General features: G+C 37.6%; 17 protein-coding genes. 2 read left to right on the top strand and 15 right to left on the bottom strand.

Annotated features, from left to right (window positions below; genetic code table 11):
* Positions 1–13: 13 nt before the first annotated feature.
* Positions 14–577, bottom strand: a complete 564-nt coding sequence (locus HYG86_RS18395; protein ID WP_343064109.1) for a P1 family peptidase — start codon at positions 575–577, stop codon at positions 14–16.
* Complete coding sequence (locus tag HYG86_RS18390; RefSeq protein WP_343064108.1) at positions 570–1,052, bottom strand: P1 family peptidase; 483 nt, start codon at positions 1,050–1,052, stop codon at positions 570–572. Before HYG86_RS18390 ends, HYG86_RS18395 begins: the two co-directional genes overlap by 8 nt.
* Positions 1,053–1,262: 210 nt before the next feature.
* Between HYG86_RS18390 and HYG86_RS11030 the strand changes: the two genes are divergently transcribed.
* Together HYG86_RS11030 and HYG86_RS11025 are read left to right on the top strand one after the other, a co-directional pair.
* Positions 1,263–2,651: an MATE family efflux transporter gene (locus HYG86_RS11030; protein ID WP_213165623.1), complete on the top strand. Its 1,389-nt coding sequence runs from the start codon at positions 1,263–1,265 to the stop codon at positions 2,649–2,651.
* Positions 2,641–3,078, top strand: a complete 438-nt coding sequence (locus tag HYG86_RS11025; RefSeq protein ID WP_246451752.1) for a MarR family winged helix-turn-helix transcriptional regulator — start codon at positions 2,641–2,643, stop codon at positions 3,076–3,078. Before HYG86_RS11030 ends, HYG86_RS11025 begins: the two co-directional genes overlap by 11 nt.
* 203 nt (positions 3,079–3,281) lie before the next feature.
* Here HYG86_RS11025 and HYG86_RS11020 read toward each other — a convergent pair whose 3' ends face one another.
* The 13 genes from HYG86_RS11020 to purB all read right to left on the bottom strand — a co-directional run bounded on the left by HYG86_RS11020 (position 3,282) and on the right by purB (position 16,978).
* Positions 3,282–4,781 (bottom strand): IS1182 family transposase, encoded by a 1,500-nt coding sequence (locus HYG86_RS11020; protein ID WP_213165621.1) that lies wholly within the window; start codon positions 4,779–4,781, stop codon positions 3,282–3,284.
* Positions 4,782–5,087: 306 nt separating this feature from the next.
* The gene (locus tag HYG86_RS11015) at positions 5,088–5,435 is read right to left on the bottom strand and encodes a hypothetical protein (RefSeq protein ID WP_213165620.1); all 348 of its coding nucleotides are present in this window, start codon (positions 5,433–5,435) and stop codon (positions 5,088–5,090) included.
* 11 nt (positions 5,436–5,446) lie between these two features.
* Positions 5,447–5,794, bottom strand: coding sequence for a VOC family protein (locus HYG86_RS11010; protein ID WP_213165619.1), 348 nt, complete (start codon positions 5,792–5,794; stop codon positions 5,447–5,449).
* Positions 5,795–6,009: 215 nt separating this feature from the next.
* Complete coding sequence (gene purD, locus HYG86_RS11005; protein WP_246451962.1) at positions 6,010–7,236, bottom strand: phosphoribosylamine--glycine ligase; 1,227 nt, start codon at positions 7,234–7,236, stop codon at positions 6,010–6,012.
* Positions 7,237–7,259: 23 nt separating this feature from the next.
* Complete coding sequence (purH, locus tag HYG86_RS11000) at positions 7,260–8,780, bottom strand: bifunctional phosphoribosylaminoimidazolecarboxamide formyltransferase/IMP cyclohydrolase (protein ID WP_213165617.1); 1,521 nt, start codon at positions 8,778–8,780, stop codon at positions 7,260–7,262.
* Between the two features lies 1 nt (position 8,781).
* The gene (gene purN / locus HYG86_RS10995) at positions 8,782–9,390 is read right to left on the bottom strand and encodes a phosphoribosylglycinamide formyltransferase (protein WP_213165616.1); all 609 of its coding nucleotides are present in this window, start codon (positions 9,388–9,390) and stop codon (positions 8,782–8,784) included.
* Positions 9,387–10,406 (bottom strand): phosphoribosylformylglycinamidine cyclo-ligase, encoded by a 1,020-nt coding sequence (gene purM, locus HYG86_RS10990; protein WP_213165615.1) that lies wholly within the window; start codon positions 10,404–10,406, stop codon positions 9,387–9,389. The genes purN and purM overlap by 4 nt, the downstream gene beginning before the upstream one ends.
* Before the next feature lie 20 nt (positions 10,407–10,426).
* The gene (gene purF / locus HYG86_RS10985) at positions 10,427–11,815 is read right to left on the bottom strand and encodes an amidophosphoribosyltransferase (RefSeq protein WP_213165614.1); all 1,389 of its coding nucleotides are present in this window, start codon (positions 11,813–11,815) and stop codon (positions 10,427–10,429) included.
* On the bottom strand, positions 11,787–14,021 hold the full coding sequence (purL, locus tag HYG86_RS10980) for a phosphoribosylformylglycinamidine synthase subunit PurL (RefSeq protein ID WP_213165613.1): 2,235 nt from the start codon (positions 14,019–14,021) through the stop codon (positions 11,787–11,789). Before purL ends, purF begins: the two co-directional genes overlap by 29 nt.
* Positions 14,014–14,688 carry a phosphoribosylformylglycinamidine synthase subunit PurQ gene (gene purQ, locus HYG86_RS10975; RefSeq protein WP_213165612.1) on the bottom strand — a complete coding sequence of 225 codons (675 nt, stop codon included), beginning with the start codon at positions 14,686–14,688 and terminating at the stop codon, positions 14,014–14,016. Before purQ ends, purL begins: the two co-directional genes overlap by 8 nt.
* Position 14,689: 1 nt before the next feature.
* Positions 14,690–14,950, bottom strand: coding sequence for a phosphoribosylformylglycinamidine synthase subunit PurS (gene purS / locus HYG86_RS10970; protein ID WP_213165611.1), 261 nt, complete (start codon positions 14,948–14,950; stop codon positions 14,690–14,692).
* The gene (purC, locus tag HYG86_RS10965) at positions 14,940–15,671 is read right to left on the bottom strand and encodes a phosphoribosylaminoimidazolesuccinocarboxamide synthase (protein WP_213165610.1); all 732 of its coding nucleotides are present in this window, start codon (positions 15,669–15,671) and stop codon (positions 14,940–14,942) included. The genes purS and purC overlap by 11 nt, the downstream gene beginning before the upstream one ends.
* A gap of 14 nt (positions 15,672–15,685) precedes the next feature.
* The gene (gene purB / locus HYG86_RS10960; RefSeq protein ID WP_213165609.1) at positions 15,686–16,978 is read right to left on the bottom strand and encodes an adenylosuccinate lyase; all 1,293 of its coding nucleotides are present in this window, start codon (positions 16,976–16,978) and stop codon (positions 15,686–15,688) included.
* Positions 16,979–17,576 lie beyond the last annotated feature (598 nt).

The following is a 17,576-nucleotide window of genomic DNA, read 5'->3' as shown; positions in this document are numbered from 1 at the left end:
CCTTTGTAATGATCTAAAATAAGAAATTACGTAAAGAATACCTTATATGTCCTTCTCTTCCTACTGTGGTCTCAGCAGCAACCATGGAATTAAGAATTGCTTCTTCTGTTGCTTCTGCCACAGCCTTGAAAGCTTGATCTATATCATCTTCATGTATTGTAGTATATTTTATTAGTCCTTTGTTTTCATGGGGTATTCTTTTATATGTACTAAATCCAATAACCACATCCCCACTACCGTGACCATAATAAGATCCAGTTTTAGCTAAGCCTGAGGATGCCCTTTTGATAATTCTATTTAGCTGTCTACTATCCACTGGTAGGTCTGTTGCCACAACTATTATTATTGAACCCTTATCCTCAATTGTGCTTTGTTCTATCTTGTTTTTTATGTCGCATCCTATCCTTGTCCCATTTAATATAAAGTCTTCTGTTTTCCCAAAGTTTGATAACACCAGTACTCCAAGGGTATATGTTCCGTAAAGGTATTCAATTATCCTAGAAGAGCTTCCTATCCCTCCCTTTAAACCATAACATGACATCCCCGTTCCTGCCCCCACAGCACCCTCTTCAATCAACTGTTGAATTGGCAATTGCCATTCTCACATGCTCCTTCTTAACAAAACCTGCCCTAATATCGTTAAGATACATATCATTACACTCTGCCACCACTGGGTTTACTGTTCCTGTATCCCGCCCTATCTGTGGGTTTTGACTTAGTATATATTCTACAAGTCCTTCAGAACAGGCCCCTATACTTAAAGTATTAGTTAAAATTATAGGGGTCTCCAAGGTTCCTAGCTCATCTAGTTGTATAGTTCCTATTGTTTTGCCAAATCCATTTATTACATGGCTCTGAGCAATTAATTTATCTTTAAATATATTGCCTTCATGGGGTATTATCGCAGTTACACCGGTTTGCATATCTCCATTTTGTAAAGTTACGTGCCCAACTTCTACCCCTTTTACATCTGTTATGGAATTCAGTTCACCAGTGTGTAATGTCCCTATATGTATTCCATAGTCTCTAATGGATATTCTCTTATTTTTCATAGCTACACCTCCTGTTATAATATTTCGATAACTTATATGTTAATCCTGCTTATTTTTTATACCAAGAAAAAGAATTCCAAAGTTAGCTTATTCCGTGAACCTTGAAGGTCAATAAAAAAAGTTCTATAACCGAACTTTTCTTATTGACCTTTTATTATTTTTGGTTTAGAATTATTTTAGTTTAAAATATTTCGCATACAGGAGGAAACCATGAGAGACCTTACAGAAGGGAATATTCCCAAACAGATTTTTTACTTTACACTTCCCATGTTAATAGGAAATGTTTTTCAGCAATTGTATAATACGGTAGATAGTATAATAATCGGTAGGTTCGAGGGGACCGATGCTTTAGCAGCAGTGGGTGCTAGTTTTCCCATAATATTTTTATTAGTATCATTACTCATGGGAGTTACCATGGGTGCTACCATATTGATTTCTCAGTATTTTGGAGCTAAGGATTTTGAGATGGTTAAAAAGACTGTAGGTACAACATATATATTCTTGTTTTTTGCATCTATAGCTACCACCATAATTGGATTATTGTTTAGCAAGCATATCCTGGCTTTGCTTAACACCCCAGATTCTGTTCTACCTTTGGCTCAAACTTACTTAAATATCATGTTTATAGGTATGGTTTCTACTTTCGGTTACAATGCCATTAGTGCAATTCTAAGGGGTGTAGGAGATTCTAAAACTCCCCTAACCTTTCTAATTATTGCCTCAGTGATAAACATTGCCTTGGACTTATTGTTCGTTGGCGTATTTGGTTGGGGTGTTGCTGGTGTAGCTTGGGCTACTGTTATTGCACAAAGTTGTTCATTTTTCTTTGGATTATATCATCTAAGTAAGACTAAGTCTCTACTTTCAGTTAATATCAAGGAGATGGTCTTTGATAAGTTGATTTTCCTTAAATGCCTCAAAATCGGTATACCTAGCGGTATTCAGCAGACTCTATTTTCACTAGGTATGATAGCCCTTCAAGGCCTTGTTAATTCCTTTGGTTCTAACACCATGGCTGCTTATACTGCTGCTGGAAGAATAGATGCCTTTGCCTTGATGCCTATTATGAACTTCGGTCAGGCCATCTCTACTTTTGTTGGTCAAAACATAGGCGCCAACAAAATGCATAGAGTTAAAAAAGGTTATATAACTACTATCATCATGTCTTCTGCCATGGCCTTATTTGTTACTATTTCATTATTTGTATTTGGAGAGCCACTTATGAGGATGTTTGACTCTAATCCAGAGGTTGTGGCCATCGGAATGAGAAAAATTCAAATCGTATCTCTATTCTACGTTGTAGTTTCAGTTATGTTCATAACAACAGGAGTTTTACGAGGGGCTGGCGATACCATGGTTCCTTTATTTATCTCCATGATCACCCTATGGCTTATAAGGGTACCAGTTGCTTACTTGCTTACCCCTCGTTTAGGTTCTGACGGAATCTGGTGGTCTATACCCAGTGGATGGACCCTTGGCTTAATCCTTACTGTAGGTTATTATAGTACTGGCAAATGGAAGAGCAAGGCTGTTGTTGGTTATAAGCAAGATAGTACCGGAGACAAATTAGATAAAAAGGTTCTTCCTAATGCAGGATAAAGAAATCGCTAGGTTGTTCTTTAGTTTTTTAATACACACTAAAAATTACGCCAAGGGTCACTTTACACTATCATCTACCTCTCCTTTAACGGATACACAATTTAAAACTCTCATTGTTTTGAAGAGACTTAAGAAGGTTAGTCTAAAAAAACTTAGCGAAGAATTAAGTGTATCAAATTCAAGTTTAAGCATTATGTTGAATAAGCTAGTTGATGATGGTTGGGTCCATCGTGCTTTCGATAACACCGACCGCCGCAGCACCTTCTTCTCTTTAACACAGAAAGGGAATGAACTAATTGATGCAGAGGTTAATCAAAAGCTTGATGTGATAGCTGAAAGAATCCTCACCGTTCCTGATAACGAAAAGCAAGTGATAGTGGATTCCATTAACACTCTTCAAACTTTCATAAGCACCATATCAAAATAAAGAACCCAATGGGTTCTTTATTTTTAGACTGATGACAAAGTCATTTTTAGGAATGTCGCATATTAAACACTACACAGAATTCTGCGTCGAGACTTAAGGCTTCTATCTAAACTCCAGAAGGGTACCGCTCCAATTCACCGTCCATGGTTCAGTGGAGCTCTCGGAACGTCAGACTGTGTGGCTAATCTCTAAAAACTCAAGGATTAGCCGTAAATTTCCTGTCTTTTGGTGCAATATGACTTAAACATATAAAAATACAATGATAAAGTGGGTCTAAGAGCTACTAATATCCTTAGTAGTTCTTTCACTCCTATAATATTTATTACTCTTTTAAAATTATAGGCTAGCAAAACTAGGGCTGTCTCTGTAGTTACAGAATCCATCCCTCTTGTTAAAAAATACCCAGCATTCATTGTCCTTTTGATGGTTCCATAAGGATGCTCAACAATCATCTGCCTTTGTAGGTATTTGTCCATATTTGCTTCTGTTCTAGCATCTATAGTATCCAAAAAATCTTGGTTAGGTGACCGATTTATTATCCTGCCTTTGGCTGCAGTGGTGCATTTGCTTTTTGATTCACAGTTTTTACAGGCATCGTAGTTTCTATATTTTATTCTTTTTGGTTCTTTTGATTTGTGGTTTATTCTGCGTAATTCATGGCCCAAAGGACAAATATATAAGTCTTTTTCAGGCACATAAGTAAATTTATCTCCGTAGAAATCTTTGTCTCCTGTGGCGTTAGAATACGACTGTTTTGGCAAATAGACTGTTGTTTCGTTTCTCTCACATTTCATGAGGTCGTCTGCTTGGTAATAGCCTTTATCTGCCGCTACTTCAAGTTTCCTTTTTCCAAATATATCTTTAGCCTTTTCTGCAAGTGAATTTAGATTACCTTGATCTGCGGGATTGTTTGTAACATCATATGCCACTATAATACTATGCTTAGAGTCTACAGCTGTTTGTATGTTATATGCTACAGTAACACCATTGTTTTTGTTGTCCATAAGCCTAGCATCTTCGTCAACTGTAGATACTTCATTACATTCGCTATCCTGTAGTTTTTTTTCCAACTCTTCAAATTTAATTTTACGCTCCTTGAGTTTTTCAATTTTTTTCTGAATTTCTTCAGGTGTATACTTAAGTTTAGGTGAATCGTCTTTGTCACTGCTTTCTAACAAATCTAGATAGGAATTAACCTTATCTTCGATATATTGCTTGTGTCTCTGTATTTTTTTCTTTGAGAAATTATTCTTCTTTGAATTATTAGCTTGAATTTTAGTCCCATCTATTGCTATGAATTCCTCGCCTAATAGTTTGAGATCCTTACACAACTTAGTAAAATCCTTGAAAACTTGTTTTAGCTGAGTTTTATTTTCTTTCCTGAAATCAGCTATTGTTTTAAAATCAGGTTTTAGTTTTTGTAATAGCCAAACCACTTCTATATTCCTGTGAGATTCTGTTTCTAGCTTTCTAGATGATCTTATGCCATTTACATACCCATATAGATATAACTTCAATAAAACAGAGGGATGATATCCTGGTGCACCTCTGCGGTGTTCCTTTGATTTAGTGAATGCACTCATATTGACCAGTTTTACGTATTCATCAATTACCCTAACGGGATTATCCTCACCTATGTAATCTTCTATGCAGTCAGGAAACATTGTTTTTTGCTTTCTATCTGTACCTTGTATAAATGACATTTAAAATCCCCTCTCCGATATTCTATAACTTAATTATACTACAGAAAAAGGGAAAAGTACTGTATTTACAGTACTTTGTAGGCATTTTAGACATATATTATTGTTTAATTCTCACACAGTCTGACGTCCTATTCCTCGCCCCTTCTTCCCTTTAGCTATTCAGCTCTTAAGTCTATCTCCTCGAATTAATTGTGTTGCTTTTTAATATGCCATTCGGGTCAATGACTTTGTCTAAGCTTTGTCTACAAGCTGAAAATAAGAACCCCATGGGTTCTTTATTTATAAATTATTTTTTAACAAATGGTTTTAATAAGAGTGCTCTTGGGGGTCTATGGTAACTGATTTCACTTTAAGCCACTTTAGCCATTTTACTAATTCTTCTTGAATCTCATCTTTTAAGTTTCTATTCTCCACAGGGTTTTTTATGAACAAATAATCAACATGACCGGTGTTCTGGTTGTTAACAGTGGCTAAACCTACTCCCATAATTTCTTCTTGCTGACTCTGTGCCATGACAATACGCATACTTCCCCACAGAGCCTTTTCCTTAAGCTCTTCTTTAATTTTAACGAAATCCTTTGACACTGCAAGTTCAACAATTGGATATATATCTTCCAGTAATTCTTCATTTCCTATAACATAGTTAAATATCATTTTTTCACTCCTTATTCTTCTAAAAACCAGCAAAATCCCAATATGTTTCCAGACAAATCTTCAAACTCAAAGTGCGCAAACTTACTGTCACTGTTTAGTTTACCCACCCTTACTCCCTTTGAAACAAGTTGGTTATACGTAGCTTTAATGTCACTGGTGTAAAAATTAAAAGGCATATGTGATTGTTTAGGCCTTTTGGTTTTTTCTACAAGGGTAAGTACAGTTTCAGAAATTTCTATGGCAGCATAGCCAAACTCATTTTTCCATCTAAGCCTAAGACCCAAATTTTCACAATACCAGCTTACAGCTTCATCTAAATTATCTACCTCTAAGAATACAGTGTCAATCCTTTTTATCATTTTTTCGCCCCCTATTCCTGCACTTATCTTACGTATATAGTTCGAGACTTTTAAGGGGAATTCCTTCACCTCTCCAGAGGGTTTTTATAAAAAATATTTAATATGTACTGTTTCTAAGTCTAGTTTTACCACAAAAATTTAATGAATTATAAGAGGTTGGGGAAAAAAGAATTAATCTTTGGGTTGTAGAAAAAGACCACGAATGCGGTCTTTTTCTACAACCCTATGTCGTTTCTAAAATATTTCCCGAGAAATGTTATTTTTTGTTGTTCCTTGTAAAGGATTTCTCGACATGCAGCAACATTTTTTCCTACTGTTGTCAGGTTCAAAACCCTACCACCAGCGGTAATTATCTTGCCATTAGCGTAATCCGTTCCAGCCTCAAAAACCTTGCAGGACAACTCTTCTAGACCCTTTATTTCCAAACCACTTTCATATTTCCCTGGATATCCACCTGAAGCCATAACCATAGTTAACGCTACTTTGTCCTTGAAGGGTAGTTTCCCTGGGAGTTCCCCTTTGGTGGCTCCATAAAGCAACTGGGCAAAATCACAATCTAGTAGTTGTAGGATGGATTGAGCTTCTGGGTCTCCGAATCTTGTGTTGAATTCCAAAACCTTAGGTCCATCTAAAGTCATGATCATACCTGCATAAAGGATACCCGTAAACTCAATCCCCTCTTTTTGCAAGCCTTCTAGGGTTCTTTTTATGACATTTTCCTCTATGAACTCCGTGTCTTCTTTTGTCAGCAAATCCCAAGAAGCTATGGATCCCATACCCCCTGTATTTGGTCCTTGATTTCCATCATAGATTCTTTTGTAGTCTCTAGCTGGAACCAGTGATAAGAATTTATTTCTACTGACAAGTGCCATGAAAGAAACTTCAGGTCCTACAAAAAATTCTTCTGCGAATATCTTCTGTTTGGGGTATTTATTAAACATCTCTTCTAGTTCTAATATGGCTTCCTTCTGGGTTTTAGGTATTACAACACCCTTGCCTTGGGCAAGACCATCAACCTTTATGACAATTGGCGTCCCCCATTTGGAGATTATCTCCTTTCCATGGTTGACATTTTTTATTGCCACATATTTAGCTGTGGGCACATTATTTTTAAGCATTATTTCTTTAGCAAAGGTTTTGCTTCCTTCCATCTTCGCCCCGCTTTTGTTAGGGCCAAGTATGAGGAGTTCTTCCTTTTGGAAATAATCCACTATCCCTTCTGTTAAAGGGAGCTCCGGTCCAACGATGGTATAAGCTATATTCTTATCTTTAGCCAATAAAGCAAGTTTGGGGAAATCTAGTAATTCTATGTTCATTACTACTTCAACTTTATTTAAGCTCTTTTTGTTTTTTGTTCCTACCCAATATATTTTCTCTACAGAACTACTTTCAAGGAGCTTTGTAATGATGGAGTGTTCCCTACCTCCGCCTCCAAGTACCATAATCTTCACTGGAACTCACCCCTTTAGTGTTTAAAGTGTCGAACTTTAGTGAAAAGCATAGAAATCCCATGTTCTTCACATGCCTTTATTGATAACTTATCGTTTATTGAACCCCCTGGTTGTATAATTACCTTGATTCCATTTTCTGCGGCCAAGTCCACCACATCTTCAAATGGGAAAAATGCATCTGAGGCAAGTATTGTAGCTCCTTTTCCTTGGGCCCTCTCAAGTGCTTGTTTTGCTGCATCAATTCTGGACGTCTGCCCTCCAGATATACCTAAGGTTTTGTATCCACTGCTCACAACTATGGCATTTGACTTAACATGTTTCACACACCTAAATGCAAATAACGCCTGTTTTTTTTCTTCGGGAGTTAAATCTTTTCCTGCAACTAATTTCAGTTCTCTTTCATCTACTGATTTATTATCATAGTCTTGTATAAGTACTCCGCCTTGAATAGCTTTTAGTGAACTAGAAAATGAAGGTTCTTTAGGCATCTCTATCTCAATTAGCCTAATGTTTTTTTTCGAAGCCAGAATTTCCCTAGCCTCTTTTGAAAACTTAGGAGCTATTATTACTTCTAAAAAGATATCTTTAAGTTCTAGTGCACAAGATACATCAACTTCTTTGTTTAATGCTACTATCCCACCGAAAATAGAAAGTGGATCAGATTCCTTGCAGTTAATAAATGCCTCTTTTAATGTTTGACCTTGCCCGATACCACACGGGGTAGAATGCTTTACTGCTACTACAGTTGGCTTATTTGTCCCAAATTCTAAAAGAGTTTCTAACGCTCCGTTCCCATCATTGTAATTGTTGTAGGACATCTCTTTTCCTTGAAGCTGAACTGCATTTATCAATGAGGTAGATTCACCCTTGGCCAGTTTGTATACATACCCCCTCTGATGGGGATTTTCACCATATCTAAGGGTGCTCTTACCTTCTAAAATTATATTTCTACTTGCACCTTCCGATAAGTATTCAATGATAGCGCTATCGTATAGGGCTGTATGGGTAAAGGCTTTTAAGCTAAGGTTTTTTCTTATGTGGAAGTCAACGTCACCTTTTTCTGTTAAACTTTTTAATACAGCTGAATAGTCATTTCTATCTGTTAAAACAACAACATTTTTGAAGTTTTTCCCAGCAGCCCTTATCATTGTTGGGCCACCGATATCTATATTTTCTATGGCCTCATCTAGGGTAACATCTTCTTTAGACACTGTGTCTTTGAATGGGTAAAGGTTTACTACCACCATGTCAATAGGCTTTATGGAAAACTTAGCTAGTTCTTGTTGATGCTCCTCACTATTTTTAGCTAATAAGCCACCATGGATATAGGGATTTAAGGTTTTCACCCTTCCTCCTAAGATTTCCGGAAAATTAGTTACTTCAGAGACCGCAGTCACTTCAAGTCCCAAAGACTCTAAGTGTTTTTTTGTGTTGCCTGTGGATATCAACTCTACTCCTAATTCTGTTAGTCCCTTGGCTAGGTCCTCAATGCCACTTTTGTCAGATAAACTAATTAGTGCTCTTTTAATCCTCATGTTAAATTTCCTCCCCCTGCAACAATTTAACTCTTCTACCTTCCACTTTAATCCTATCTAAACAAAGTAATTTTACAACTATTGGGAATATGTCATGTTCAACCACGTGGACCTGTTCAGTTAAATGTCTGACAGTATACCCCTCTATGATAGGCACAATTCTTTGAGCTATTATCGGTCCTGTATCAACACCGTCGTCCACAAAGTGCACTGTACATCCAGTATATTTAACTCCATACTCTAAAGCCTTCTGAACTGAGTTGACACCTGGAAAAGCTGGAAGTAACGATGGGTGTATATTAATTATTCTGTTAGGAAATTTTTTAACCACTTCTTTACTTAAAATGCTCATGAATCCTGCTAAAACAAAGTAATCTGCTTCACTGTATGCCATGGCTTTTAGAATCTGTCTATCAAACTCGTTTCTGTCATTACATTGTTTCTTTATGATTCTAACAACAGGAATGTTGTTTAATTCAGCTCTTTTTACAGCCTTACATTCCCTATCCACTATCAATGCCACAATTTTACCGTTTATGGAGTGCATATTATCTAATATGACCTGAAAGTTACTGCCTTCGCCACTGGCAAACACAACTATTTTTTTCATATGATTTTTACCTGAGCCTCTTGTTGGTGTTCATTGTTACTACGCTTCAAGTATCCGATCTTATTATAGTCTACGTTTTCTTTCACCAGTACAGTTTCCACTGTTCTCTGGTATTGTTCTGGAACGATTAGTATATACCCTATTCCCATGTTGAATGTTCTAAACATCTCTTCCCTATCAATGTTGCCTAGTCTTTGCATTTGAGTAAAAATATTTGGTATGTCCCAACTATTTTCTTCAATGATGCAATCCAGGTTCTTTGGAATAACCCTTGGAATATTCTCTAGAATTCCTCCACCTGTAATGTGCGCCATGGCAGAGATTTCTACGTTTGTATTTAATAGTGCTTTAACAGTCTTCCAGTAAAGTTTAGTAGGCTTCATGATATCATTCATTTGTTCATTTAGCTCTGGATAGTGCTCTAGTAGTTTTCTTACAAGGGAGAAACCGTTGGAGTGAATACCATTTGACTTTAGCCCTAGAACTATATCCCCCTCAGAGCATTTTGAACCATCTATGATTTTATCTTGATCTACCACACCAACACAAAATCCTGCAACATCATACTTTCCCTTAGGATAAAAACCTGGCATCTCTGCTGTCTCTCCGCCCATAAGCGCACATTCAACTTCCACACAGGCATCAGATACTCCTAATAACAGATCTTTTATTGTTTCTTCTTCAAGCTTGCCCGTTGCTAGGTAGTCAAGGAAAAAAAGTGGCTGTGCTCCACATGTTATTATGTCATTAACACACATTCCCACTAGATCTTGACCAACAACTTCATGTTTATTGTATTTTATAGCTAGATCTAGTTTTGTTCCTACTCCGTCTGTAGATGAAACTAGGATTGGGTTTTTCATCTCTCCAACATCAAGCTTAAAGAGTCCTCCAAAACCACCAATGGACCCTAAAACCCCAGGCCTTTTTGTTTTTTCTCCACACTCTTTATAGTAGTCTACTAAAGAGTTAGCCTTTTCAATATCCACGCCAGATGATTTATAGTCAAATTTCACTTAATCCCCTCTCCCTTCACCTATTTACTTTTACTTTCACTCTTCACAGGTACTGGGTACTCTCCAGTGAAACATGCTGTACACAGACCCTCTTTACAACCAATTCCTAAGTAAAGCTCTTTTTCAGTTAAAAATGCCAGGGAGTCTGCCCCAATGGCTTTTGCCATGGCCTCAACATTTTTTTTGTTAGCCAAAAGCTCACCCTTTGATGAAGTGTCTATACCTAAATGACAAGGGTATTTCACTGTTGGTGATGCTATACGAACATGAACTTCTTTAGCTCCTGCCTTTTTCAGTAATGATACTATACGCTTTGAAGTTGTACCCCTAACTATGGAGTCATCCACCATAACCACTCGTTTGCCTTTAACTAGTTGTTTTACAGGGTTTAGTTTTAGGTTAACTCCTGTAATTCTATTTTCTTGACTTGGTTTAATAAAGGTTCTGCCTATATACCTGTTTCTCACTAATCCCATTTCATAGGGGATATTAAGTTGTTCTGCAAAACCTGCTGCAGCAGAAAGACTTGAATCAGGTACACCTGTTACAATATCTGCTTCAAGTGGATAGTTTTTCGCTAGAATCTTACCTAGGTTTTTTCTAACCACATGAACATTTTTCCCTTGGAATTCGCTGTCTGGCCTTGCAAAGTATATATACTCGAAGGAACAAAAGGCATTCTTTTTCCCTGTGAGAATCTTGTTCGAAGTCAGCCCACTTTCATCTATTATTACCATTTCCCCTGGTTCAACTTCTCTTACTAGATCTGCTCCAATTGTGTCTAAAGCACAGGTTTCAGAGGCCACCACAAAGTCTCCATCTAGATTACCTATAACCAAAGGTCTAATACCACGGGGGTCCCTTATGGCCATTATTTTGTCAGGGGTGAGTATCAACAAAGAATATGCACCACGGATTTGGCTAAGTGCCGACACTATGGCACCTTCTAAATCATCTGTAGTGCTCCTAGCGATTAGGTGGGCGATAACCTCACTGTCATTGGTGGTCTGAAAAATTGTTCCTTGTTGTTCTAATTGTTTTCTTATTTCTACTGCATTAACAAGGTTTCCGTTATGTGCCAGTGACATGTTTCCCAGCCTACAGTTAAAAGTCAATGGTTGTGCGTTAATCAAAGTTCCTCCACCAAAGGTGGCATATCTAACATGCCCGATGCCTAGTCTACCTTTTAAAGAACCTATTTCGTAGTCTTTAAAAGCTTCATCAACAAGCCCTAGTCCTCTTTTTTCAGTAATATAATCACCGTTACTTACAGATATCCCTGCACTTTCTTGACCTCTATGCTGTAAAGACACTAGACCATAATAAATGATTGGGGCCACTGATTCCTTTGAAAATATCCCAAACACCCCACACTCTTCTTTAAACTTGTCTTGATCTGGATTCACCATTTATCATCCTTTCTAAGGCAAACTCCCACTCCTTGGTTACTTCAGGTAAACCCAGCTCAGCTATCTTATTATTTAGGTGTTTATAGGTGATGGTTTCTCCTCCGGTGCTCCCTATGAAATTCCATTTTATTTGTTCCTTATTTAATATTCTTTCAAATTCTTCTACATTATCATTTGTAACAGATACTAAGTATCCTGCTCCTTCGGCAAATAAAGCCTTTTCAATGTCATCATCATAAAGGTTAATGTCTGCTCCTACTTTACCTAAAATGCAGCCCTTAACCAAATGTATTGCTAATCCTCCCTGGGAGATATCAGTTGCAGATTCTAATAGCCCCTTTTTAATAAGCTCCAGCATGGTTTCGCCTATCTCAATTTCCATATCCAGTGATACTGAAGGCAACTTACCACAAACCTGTCCGTTTATTATTTTCTGATATGCACTACCACCTAAGCTATCCCCTAGCTTCCCTATTACATATAGCCCATGACCTTCACCCTTAAATGGTGTGGTTATGGTTTTTTCATGATTATCTACAATCCCTACCATACCTATAACAGGGGTTGGGTGAATTTTTGTGTTAATACCTTGATTATATAGACTTACATTTCCTCCGGTCACTGGGGTATTTAGGGCCTTACAGGCATCTGCAATCCCTTTAATGGATTGCTCTAATACATAGTAGTTTTCAGGGTACTCGGGATTAGGATAGTTCAAACAGTTGGTAATCCCTATTGGGGTAAACCCCGCAGAAATTAGGTTTCTGTAGCTTTCTAGAACAACCATCTGCCCACCTTGATATGGGTTTAGATAGGGATATACAGGATTACAGTCAACAGTTGTACCTATTGCTTTTTTACTACCCTTTACTCTAACTGCCCCCACCGATGAACCAGGACGTAGAACAGTATTGTTTTGAACCATATAATCGTATTGAGAATAAATCCATTTTCTTGATGCTATATTTTCATGGGAGATCATTTTTTTAATTATCTCTTCATAGTTATTTTCTTTGTTATTTTCTTTGTTATTTTCTTTCTTATTTTCCCAGGTTTGTAGTTCCAGCTCCTCTAAATAGGCTGGTTTTTTTCTTTGGGGATCCCTAAGGGGAACACCATCAACAATGGATAAGGAAGGGATACTGGCGTAGAGATCACCGTTGTGGTAAATTTCAATACGCTTACTATCTGTCACTTTGCCAATTTCAGTTGCTTTAAGGCCCCATTTGTCAAAAATGGCCTTTACATCATTTACTCCATCTGGTTTTACAACATACAACATTCTCTCTTGGGACTCAGAGAGCATAATTTCTAATGCATTCATACCCCTTTCCCTAAGGTGTACTCTATCTAAGTGTAGCTCTAGCCCCGATTGTGCCCTAGCTGCCATTTCACAAGCTGAGGAAGTTATTCCAGCTGCCCCAAGGTCTTGAACACCAACTATGTGGGGATGGTCTACTAATTCCATACATGCCTCCAACAAAAGCTTTTCCATAAATGGATCTCCCACTTGCACTGACGGTCTTTTTTCTTCACTATCCTCATCAAGGTTAGCTGATGCAAAGGATGCACCTAAAATACCATCTCTACCTGTGGTTGCTCCAACGAGCATCACTATATTCCCTTTTCCTTGAGCTAGACCCTTTTTGATCTTATTTATATCTATCAGCCCTAGACACATGGCGTTTACTAATGGATTCTCGTCATAGCAATCATCAAAGTAAACTTCACCACCTATGTCAGGTATCCCTAAACAATTACCGTAACCTGCAATTCCACTTACTACCCCCGACATTAAAAATCTATTACGGGGTTTATCAAGGTGTCCAAATCTAAGGGAGTTAAGTAAGGCAATTGGCCTTGCTCCCATACTGAATATATCCCTAACAATCCCACCTACTCCTGTTGCAGCACCTTGGTAAGGTTCAACAGCAGAAGGATGATTATGACTTTCGATTTTAAAAACTATACCTAAACCATCTCCACCATCTAAAATACCTGCATTTTCCCCAGGACCTTGGACGACCCTTTCCCCCTGCGTGGGAAAATTCCTCAATAATTTTTTAGAATGTTTATAGCTACAATGCTCTGACCATAGAACTCCATACATGGCCAGTTCAAGTTCACTGGGTTCTCTTCCTAAGTCTGAAACAATTTTTTCATATTCACTGGCTATAAGTCCTACCATTTCATATTTCTCAGGCATTGTTATCCCCCCACCATTTTGTTATAGAGTTAAAAATTTTGATCCCATCAACTGACCCCAAAAAGTTCTCCACTGCCCTTTCAGGATGGGGCATCATACCTAGTACATTTCCTTCTTTATTTACAATACCAGCTATATTTTCAACTGAGCCATTAGGGTTTACACCATGGTAGCTAAAAACTATCTGATTATTTGCTTTTAGTTCTTTTAATCCTTCTGAGTCTATATAATAGTTCCCTTCCCCATGGGCGATGGGAATATCCAGTACTTCCCCTTCTTCCAAAGAACAAGTAAAAGGAAGACTAGTATTTACTACCTCAATAGGGGCTATATCACAATGAAATTTAAGGCTTACATTTTTGTTTAACACACCTGGAAGTAAACCAACTTCTGTTAAAATCTGAAATCCATTACATATGCCAATTACCAAACCACCCTTTTGGGCAAATTCCACTACCTTCTCCATGATTGGTGCAAAGGGGGAGATGGCACCTGCCCTTAGGTAGTCTCCGTAAGAAAATCCACCAGGCAAAATAATACAGTCAACATCTTTTAAATCTGTATCTTTATGCCATAGCATTTCACAGCTATACCCTAGGGTTGTAATAGCATATTCTGCATCTTTATCACAGTTCGACCCTGGAAAAACCACTACACCGAACTTCATTTTATTTACCCTCCGAGTTTTCTACAGCGTATTGGTAGTTTTCAATGACAGTATTGGCTAGTAGTTTTTTACAAAGTTCTTCAACGGTCTTTTCCACTTCCCCTTGGGAATCCCCCACAATTACAAGGTTAAACCTTTTACTCATGGATATTTCCTTAACACTTTCGTAACCTAAACTAACGATGGCCCCTGCTATTGCTTGACTTTGTGGATCAAGGATTCCTTTTTTGAATTCTACAGTTACTTCAACATTAAATTTCACTTTCTCCTAGCCTCCCTTTTAACCTATTGATTACTTCTATATATCCTTCTGATATACTCCCCATGTCTTTTCTAAACAAATCTTTATCGAAACTTTTACCTGTGTTTACATCCCACAACCTACAGGTATCTGGTGAAACCTCATCTGCCAATAACAAAGTACCATTTGTATCTATGCCAAACTCTAGCTTAAAGTCAACTAGTTTTAGATTTAGGTTTAGAAAAAGCTCCTTCAATATTTTGTTTATAGCTAAGGCCATACCTTCCATTTGCATAACTTGATCTTTTGTTGCCAATTTCATAAGTTCTATATGATTCTCACTAATGAGGGGGTCACCTAAGGAGTCGTTTTTATAAAAGAATTCTAGCAAAGGCTTTTTTAAAACTCTCTTTTCTTTTATACCTAGCCTAGTACAAATACTACCTGCAGCAATGTTGCGAACCACAACTTCAACAGGTATAATGTCCACTTTTTTCACAAGCATCTCATGATCCGATATCTTCTTAATATAGTGGGTACCAATTCCCATATCATTTAAATACTTAAAAATATAGCTTGATATAATGTTGTTTAGGCTTCCTTTACCGGTCTCCTGGGCTTTTTTTTGCCCATTTCCTGCTGTTAAACTATCCTTGTAAGAGACCCAGTAAGTATTTGGTTCCTCTGTTTCGAAAATAACCTTCGCTTTCCCCTGATAAAGTTCTCTTCCTCTGGTGACCAATGAAATTCCCCTCCCTAAATGTTCAATCTATCAAAGATAAAATCAACTTCCTTAGTACAGAAGTTTAAATCAAAAATTCCCTCTATTAAATCCTTTGGAATCTTCTCTTTTATCAATTCATCTGTCATTAGTAATTCTTTGAAATCTATCTTTTCTTCCCAGGCCTTCATGGCATATTTTTGGATTAAATCATATGCCTCTTCCCTTTTCAGGCCTCCTTGTACAAGCTGTAATAGTGCCCTCCCTGAGAATGTCAAATTGTAACTTTTCTCGATATTTTCTAGCATTTTTTCAGGATAAACGTGGATGTCTTTTAAAATCCTGTTCATCTTTCCTAACATGTAGTCAACTAAGATGGTACTGTCAGGTACTATCACTCGCTCCACTGAAGAATGAGAAATATCCCTTTCATGCCATAATGCCTGGTTTTCCATTGCTGCAAGGGAATTTGTTCTCACTATCCTCGCTAATCCACATAGCTGTTCGCAATTTACTGGGTTTCTTTTATGGGGCATAGCCGATGATCCCTTTTGCCCTGAATAAAATGGCTCTTCAATTTCCCTTGTTTCTGTTTTTTGTAGTCCCCTGATCTCAAGGGCAATTTTCTCTATTGTACCTGCCACTATGGCTAAGGTTGTCATAAAGTGTGCATGTCTGTCCCGCTGCAAAACTTGGGTTGATACTGGGGCCGGCTTAAGTCCTAGCCTTTTGCACACATACTCTTCAACCCTAGGGTCTATATTGCCAAAGGTACCCACAGCACCTGAAAGCTTACCTACTCTCATTTGCTCTATGGCTTCGTCTAGCCTTTGTAGGTTTCTTTCCATTTCTTGATACCAAAGGGCGAATTTTAACCCTAAAGTTGTAGGCTCAGCGTGTACTCCATGGGTTCTACCCATCATAATAGTGTATTTATACTCATTAGCCTTTTCCCTTAGGATCTCTAAAGATTCTCTAACACCGGCAATTATCATATCTCCTGCCTCTACCATTAGCATAGCCAGGGCTGTATCCACAACATCTGATGATGTCAAACCATAGTGTACGTATTTTGATTCTTCACCTAAACTTTCAGCCACACAACGAGTAAAAGCTATTACATCATGTCTTGTTTGTTCTTCGATCTCTAAAATTCTATCAACGGAAAAAGTTGCGTTAGCTGCTATTTTCTCTACTGCTTCTTTGGGAATTATGCCTAGCTGAGACCATGCCTCACATGCTACGATTTCAATATCCAACCACTTTTGAAATTTATTCTCCAGTGTCCAGATCTTGCCCATTTTTTCCCTAGTGTAACGTTCAATCATTTTCTATTCCTCCTCGGGTTTTTCGCTAAATTTATGTAGGTTCTTACACCCTCTATATTTTATACTAGTTTAGCTTTTCCCTCAAATTCTGGTAATAATCTAAGTACTAAAGTCAAAGCATTTAGCCACTACTCTTCACTAAAATGCTCTACACTAAAAATGAATTAAAAGTCAGAGCATTAGCCACCAACTTACACCAAAAAGATCACAGCAACTAGCACCAATAGTTCAAAAGCGTTTTTTACCACTACTCTTCACTAAAAAGCTCTACACTATAAGAGCGCTAAGTGATTAAGCCATAAAAGCTTTTTATTACCCTAGGTGTTTAACACCCTTATTTCTACCGTGAAAAATATCTCTTTATCTTTATCTGTGACCTGTATTTAGTCTCTTTTTTCCAGAGCTATCTGTGTTATCAGTGTCCATTCTGTGTTATCAGTGTCCATATGGTTCTGCATCGGCGGAAACAACAGCAACTTTTGAAAGTCAGGGTGCCACAAGGGCACCCCCTACAAATACTTATTTTCTTACCTTTAGGTAGTTTTTTGCTGTATTTGGGTAAAAGAATACCCGAGCTAAAAATAAACTCGGGTATTTA

The organism is Alkalicella caledoniensis (assembly GCF_014467015.1).
Classification (GTDB): domain Bacteria; phylum Bacillota; class Proteinivoracia; order Proteinivoracales; family Proteinivoracaceae; genus Alkalicella; species Alkalicella caledoniensis.
This window is presented reverse-complemented; position numbering and strand designations above follow the sequence as displayed.

Coding starts and splice junctions, on each gene's coding strand:
- purH (WP_213165617.1), bottom strand. CDS start 8,780: ATGAGGATTAAAAGAGCACTAATTAGTTTATCTGACAAAAGTGGCATT.
- purF (WP_213165614.1), bottom strand. CDS start 11,815: ATGGTGAATCCAGATCAAGACAAGTTTAAAGAAGAGTGTGGGGTGTTT.
- purL (WP_213165613.1), bottom strand. CDS start 14,021: ATGCCTGAGAAATATGAAATGGTAGGACTTATAGCCAGTGAATATGAA.
- HYG86_RS11030 (WP_213165623.1), top strand. CDS start 1,263: ATGAGAGACCTTACAGAAGGGAATATTCCCAAACAGATTTTTTACTTT.
- purD (WP_246451962.1), bottom strand. CDS start 7,236: ATGGTACTTGGAGGCGGAGGTAGGGAACACTCCATCATTACAAAGCTC.
- HYG86_RS11010 (WP_213165619.1), bottom strand. CDS start 5,794: ATGATAAAAAGGATTGACACTGTATTCTTAGAGGTAGATAATTTAGAT.
- HYG86_RS11025 (WP_246451752.1), top strand. CDS start 2,641: ATGCAGGATAAAGAAATCGCTAGGTTGTTCTTTAGTTTTTTAATACAC.
- purQ (WP_213165612.1), bottom strand. CDS start 14,688: ATGAAGTTCGGTGTAGTGGTTTTTCCAGGGTCGAACTGTGATAAAGAT.
- purN (WP_213165616.1), bottom strand. CDS start 9,390: ATGAAAAAAATAGTTGTGTTTGCCAGTGGCGAAGGCAGTAACTTTCAG.
- HYG86_RS11020 (WP_213165621.1), bottom strand. CDS start 4,781: ATGTCATTTATACAAGGTACAGATAGAAAGCAAAAAACAATGTTTCCT.
- purB (WP_213165609.1), bottom strand. CDS start 16,978: ATGATTGAACGTTACACTAGGGAAAAAATGGGCAAGATCTGGACACTG.
- HYG86_RS18390 (WP_343064108.1), bottom strand. CDS start 1,052: ATGAAAAATAAGAGAATATCCATTAGAGACTATGGAATACATATAGGG.
- HYG86_RS11015 (WP_213165620.1), bottom strand. CDS start 5,435: ATGATATTTAACTATGTTATAGGAAATGAAGAATTACTGGAAGATATA.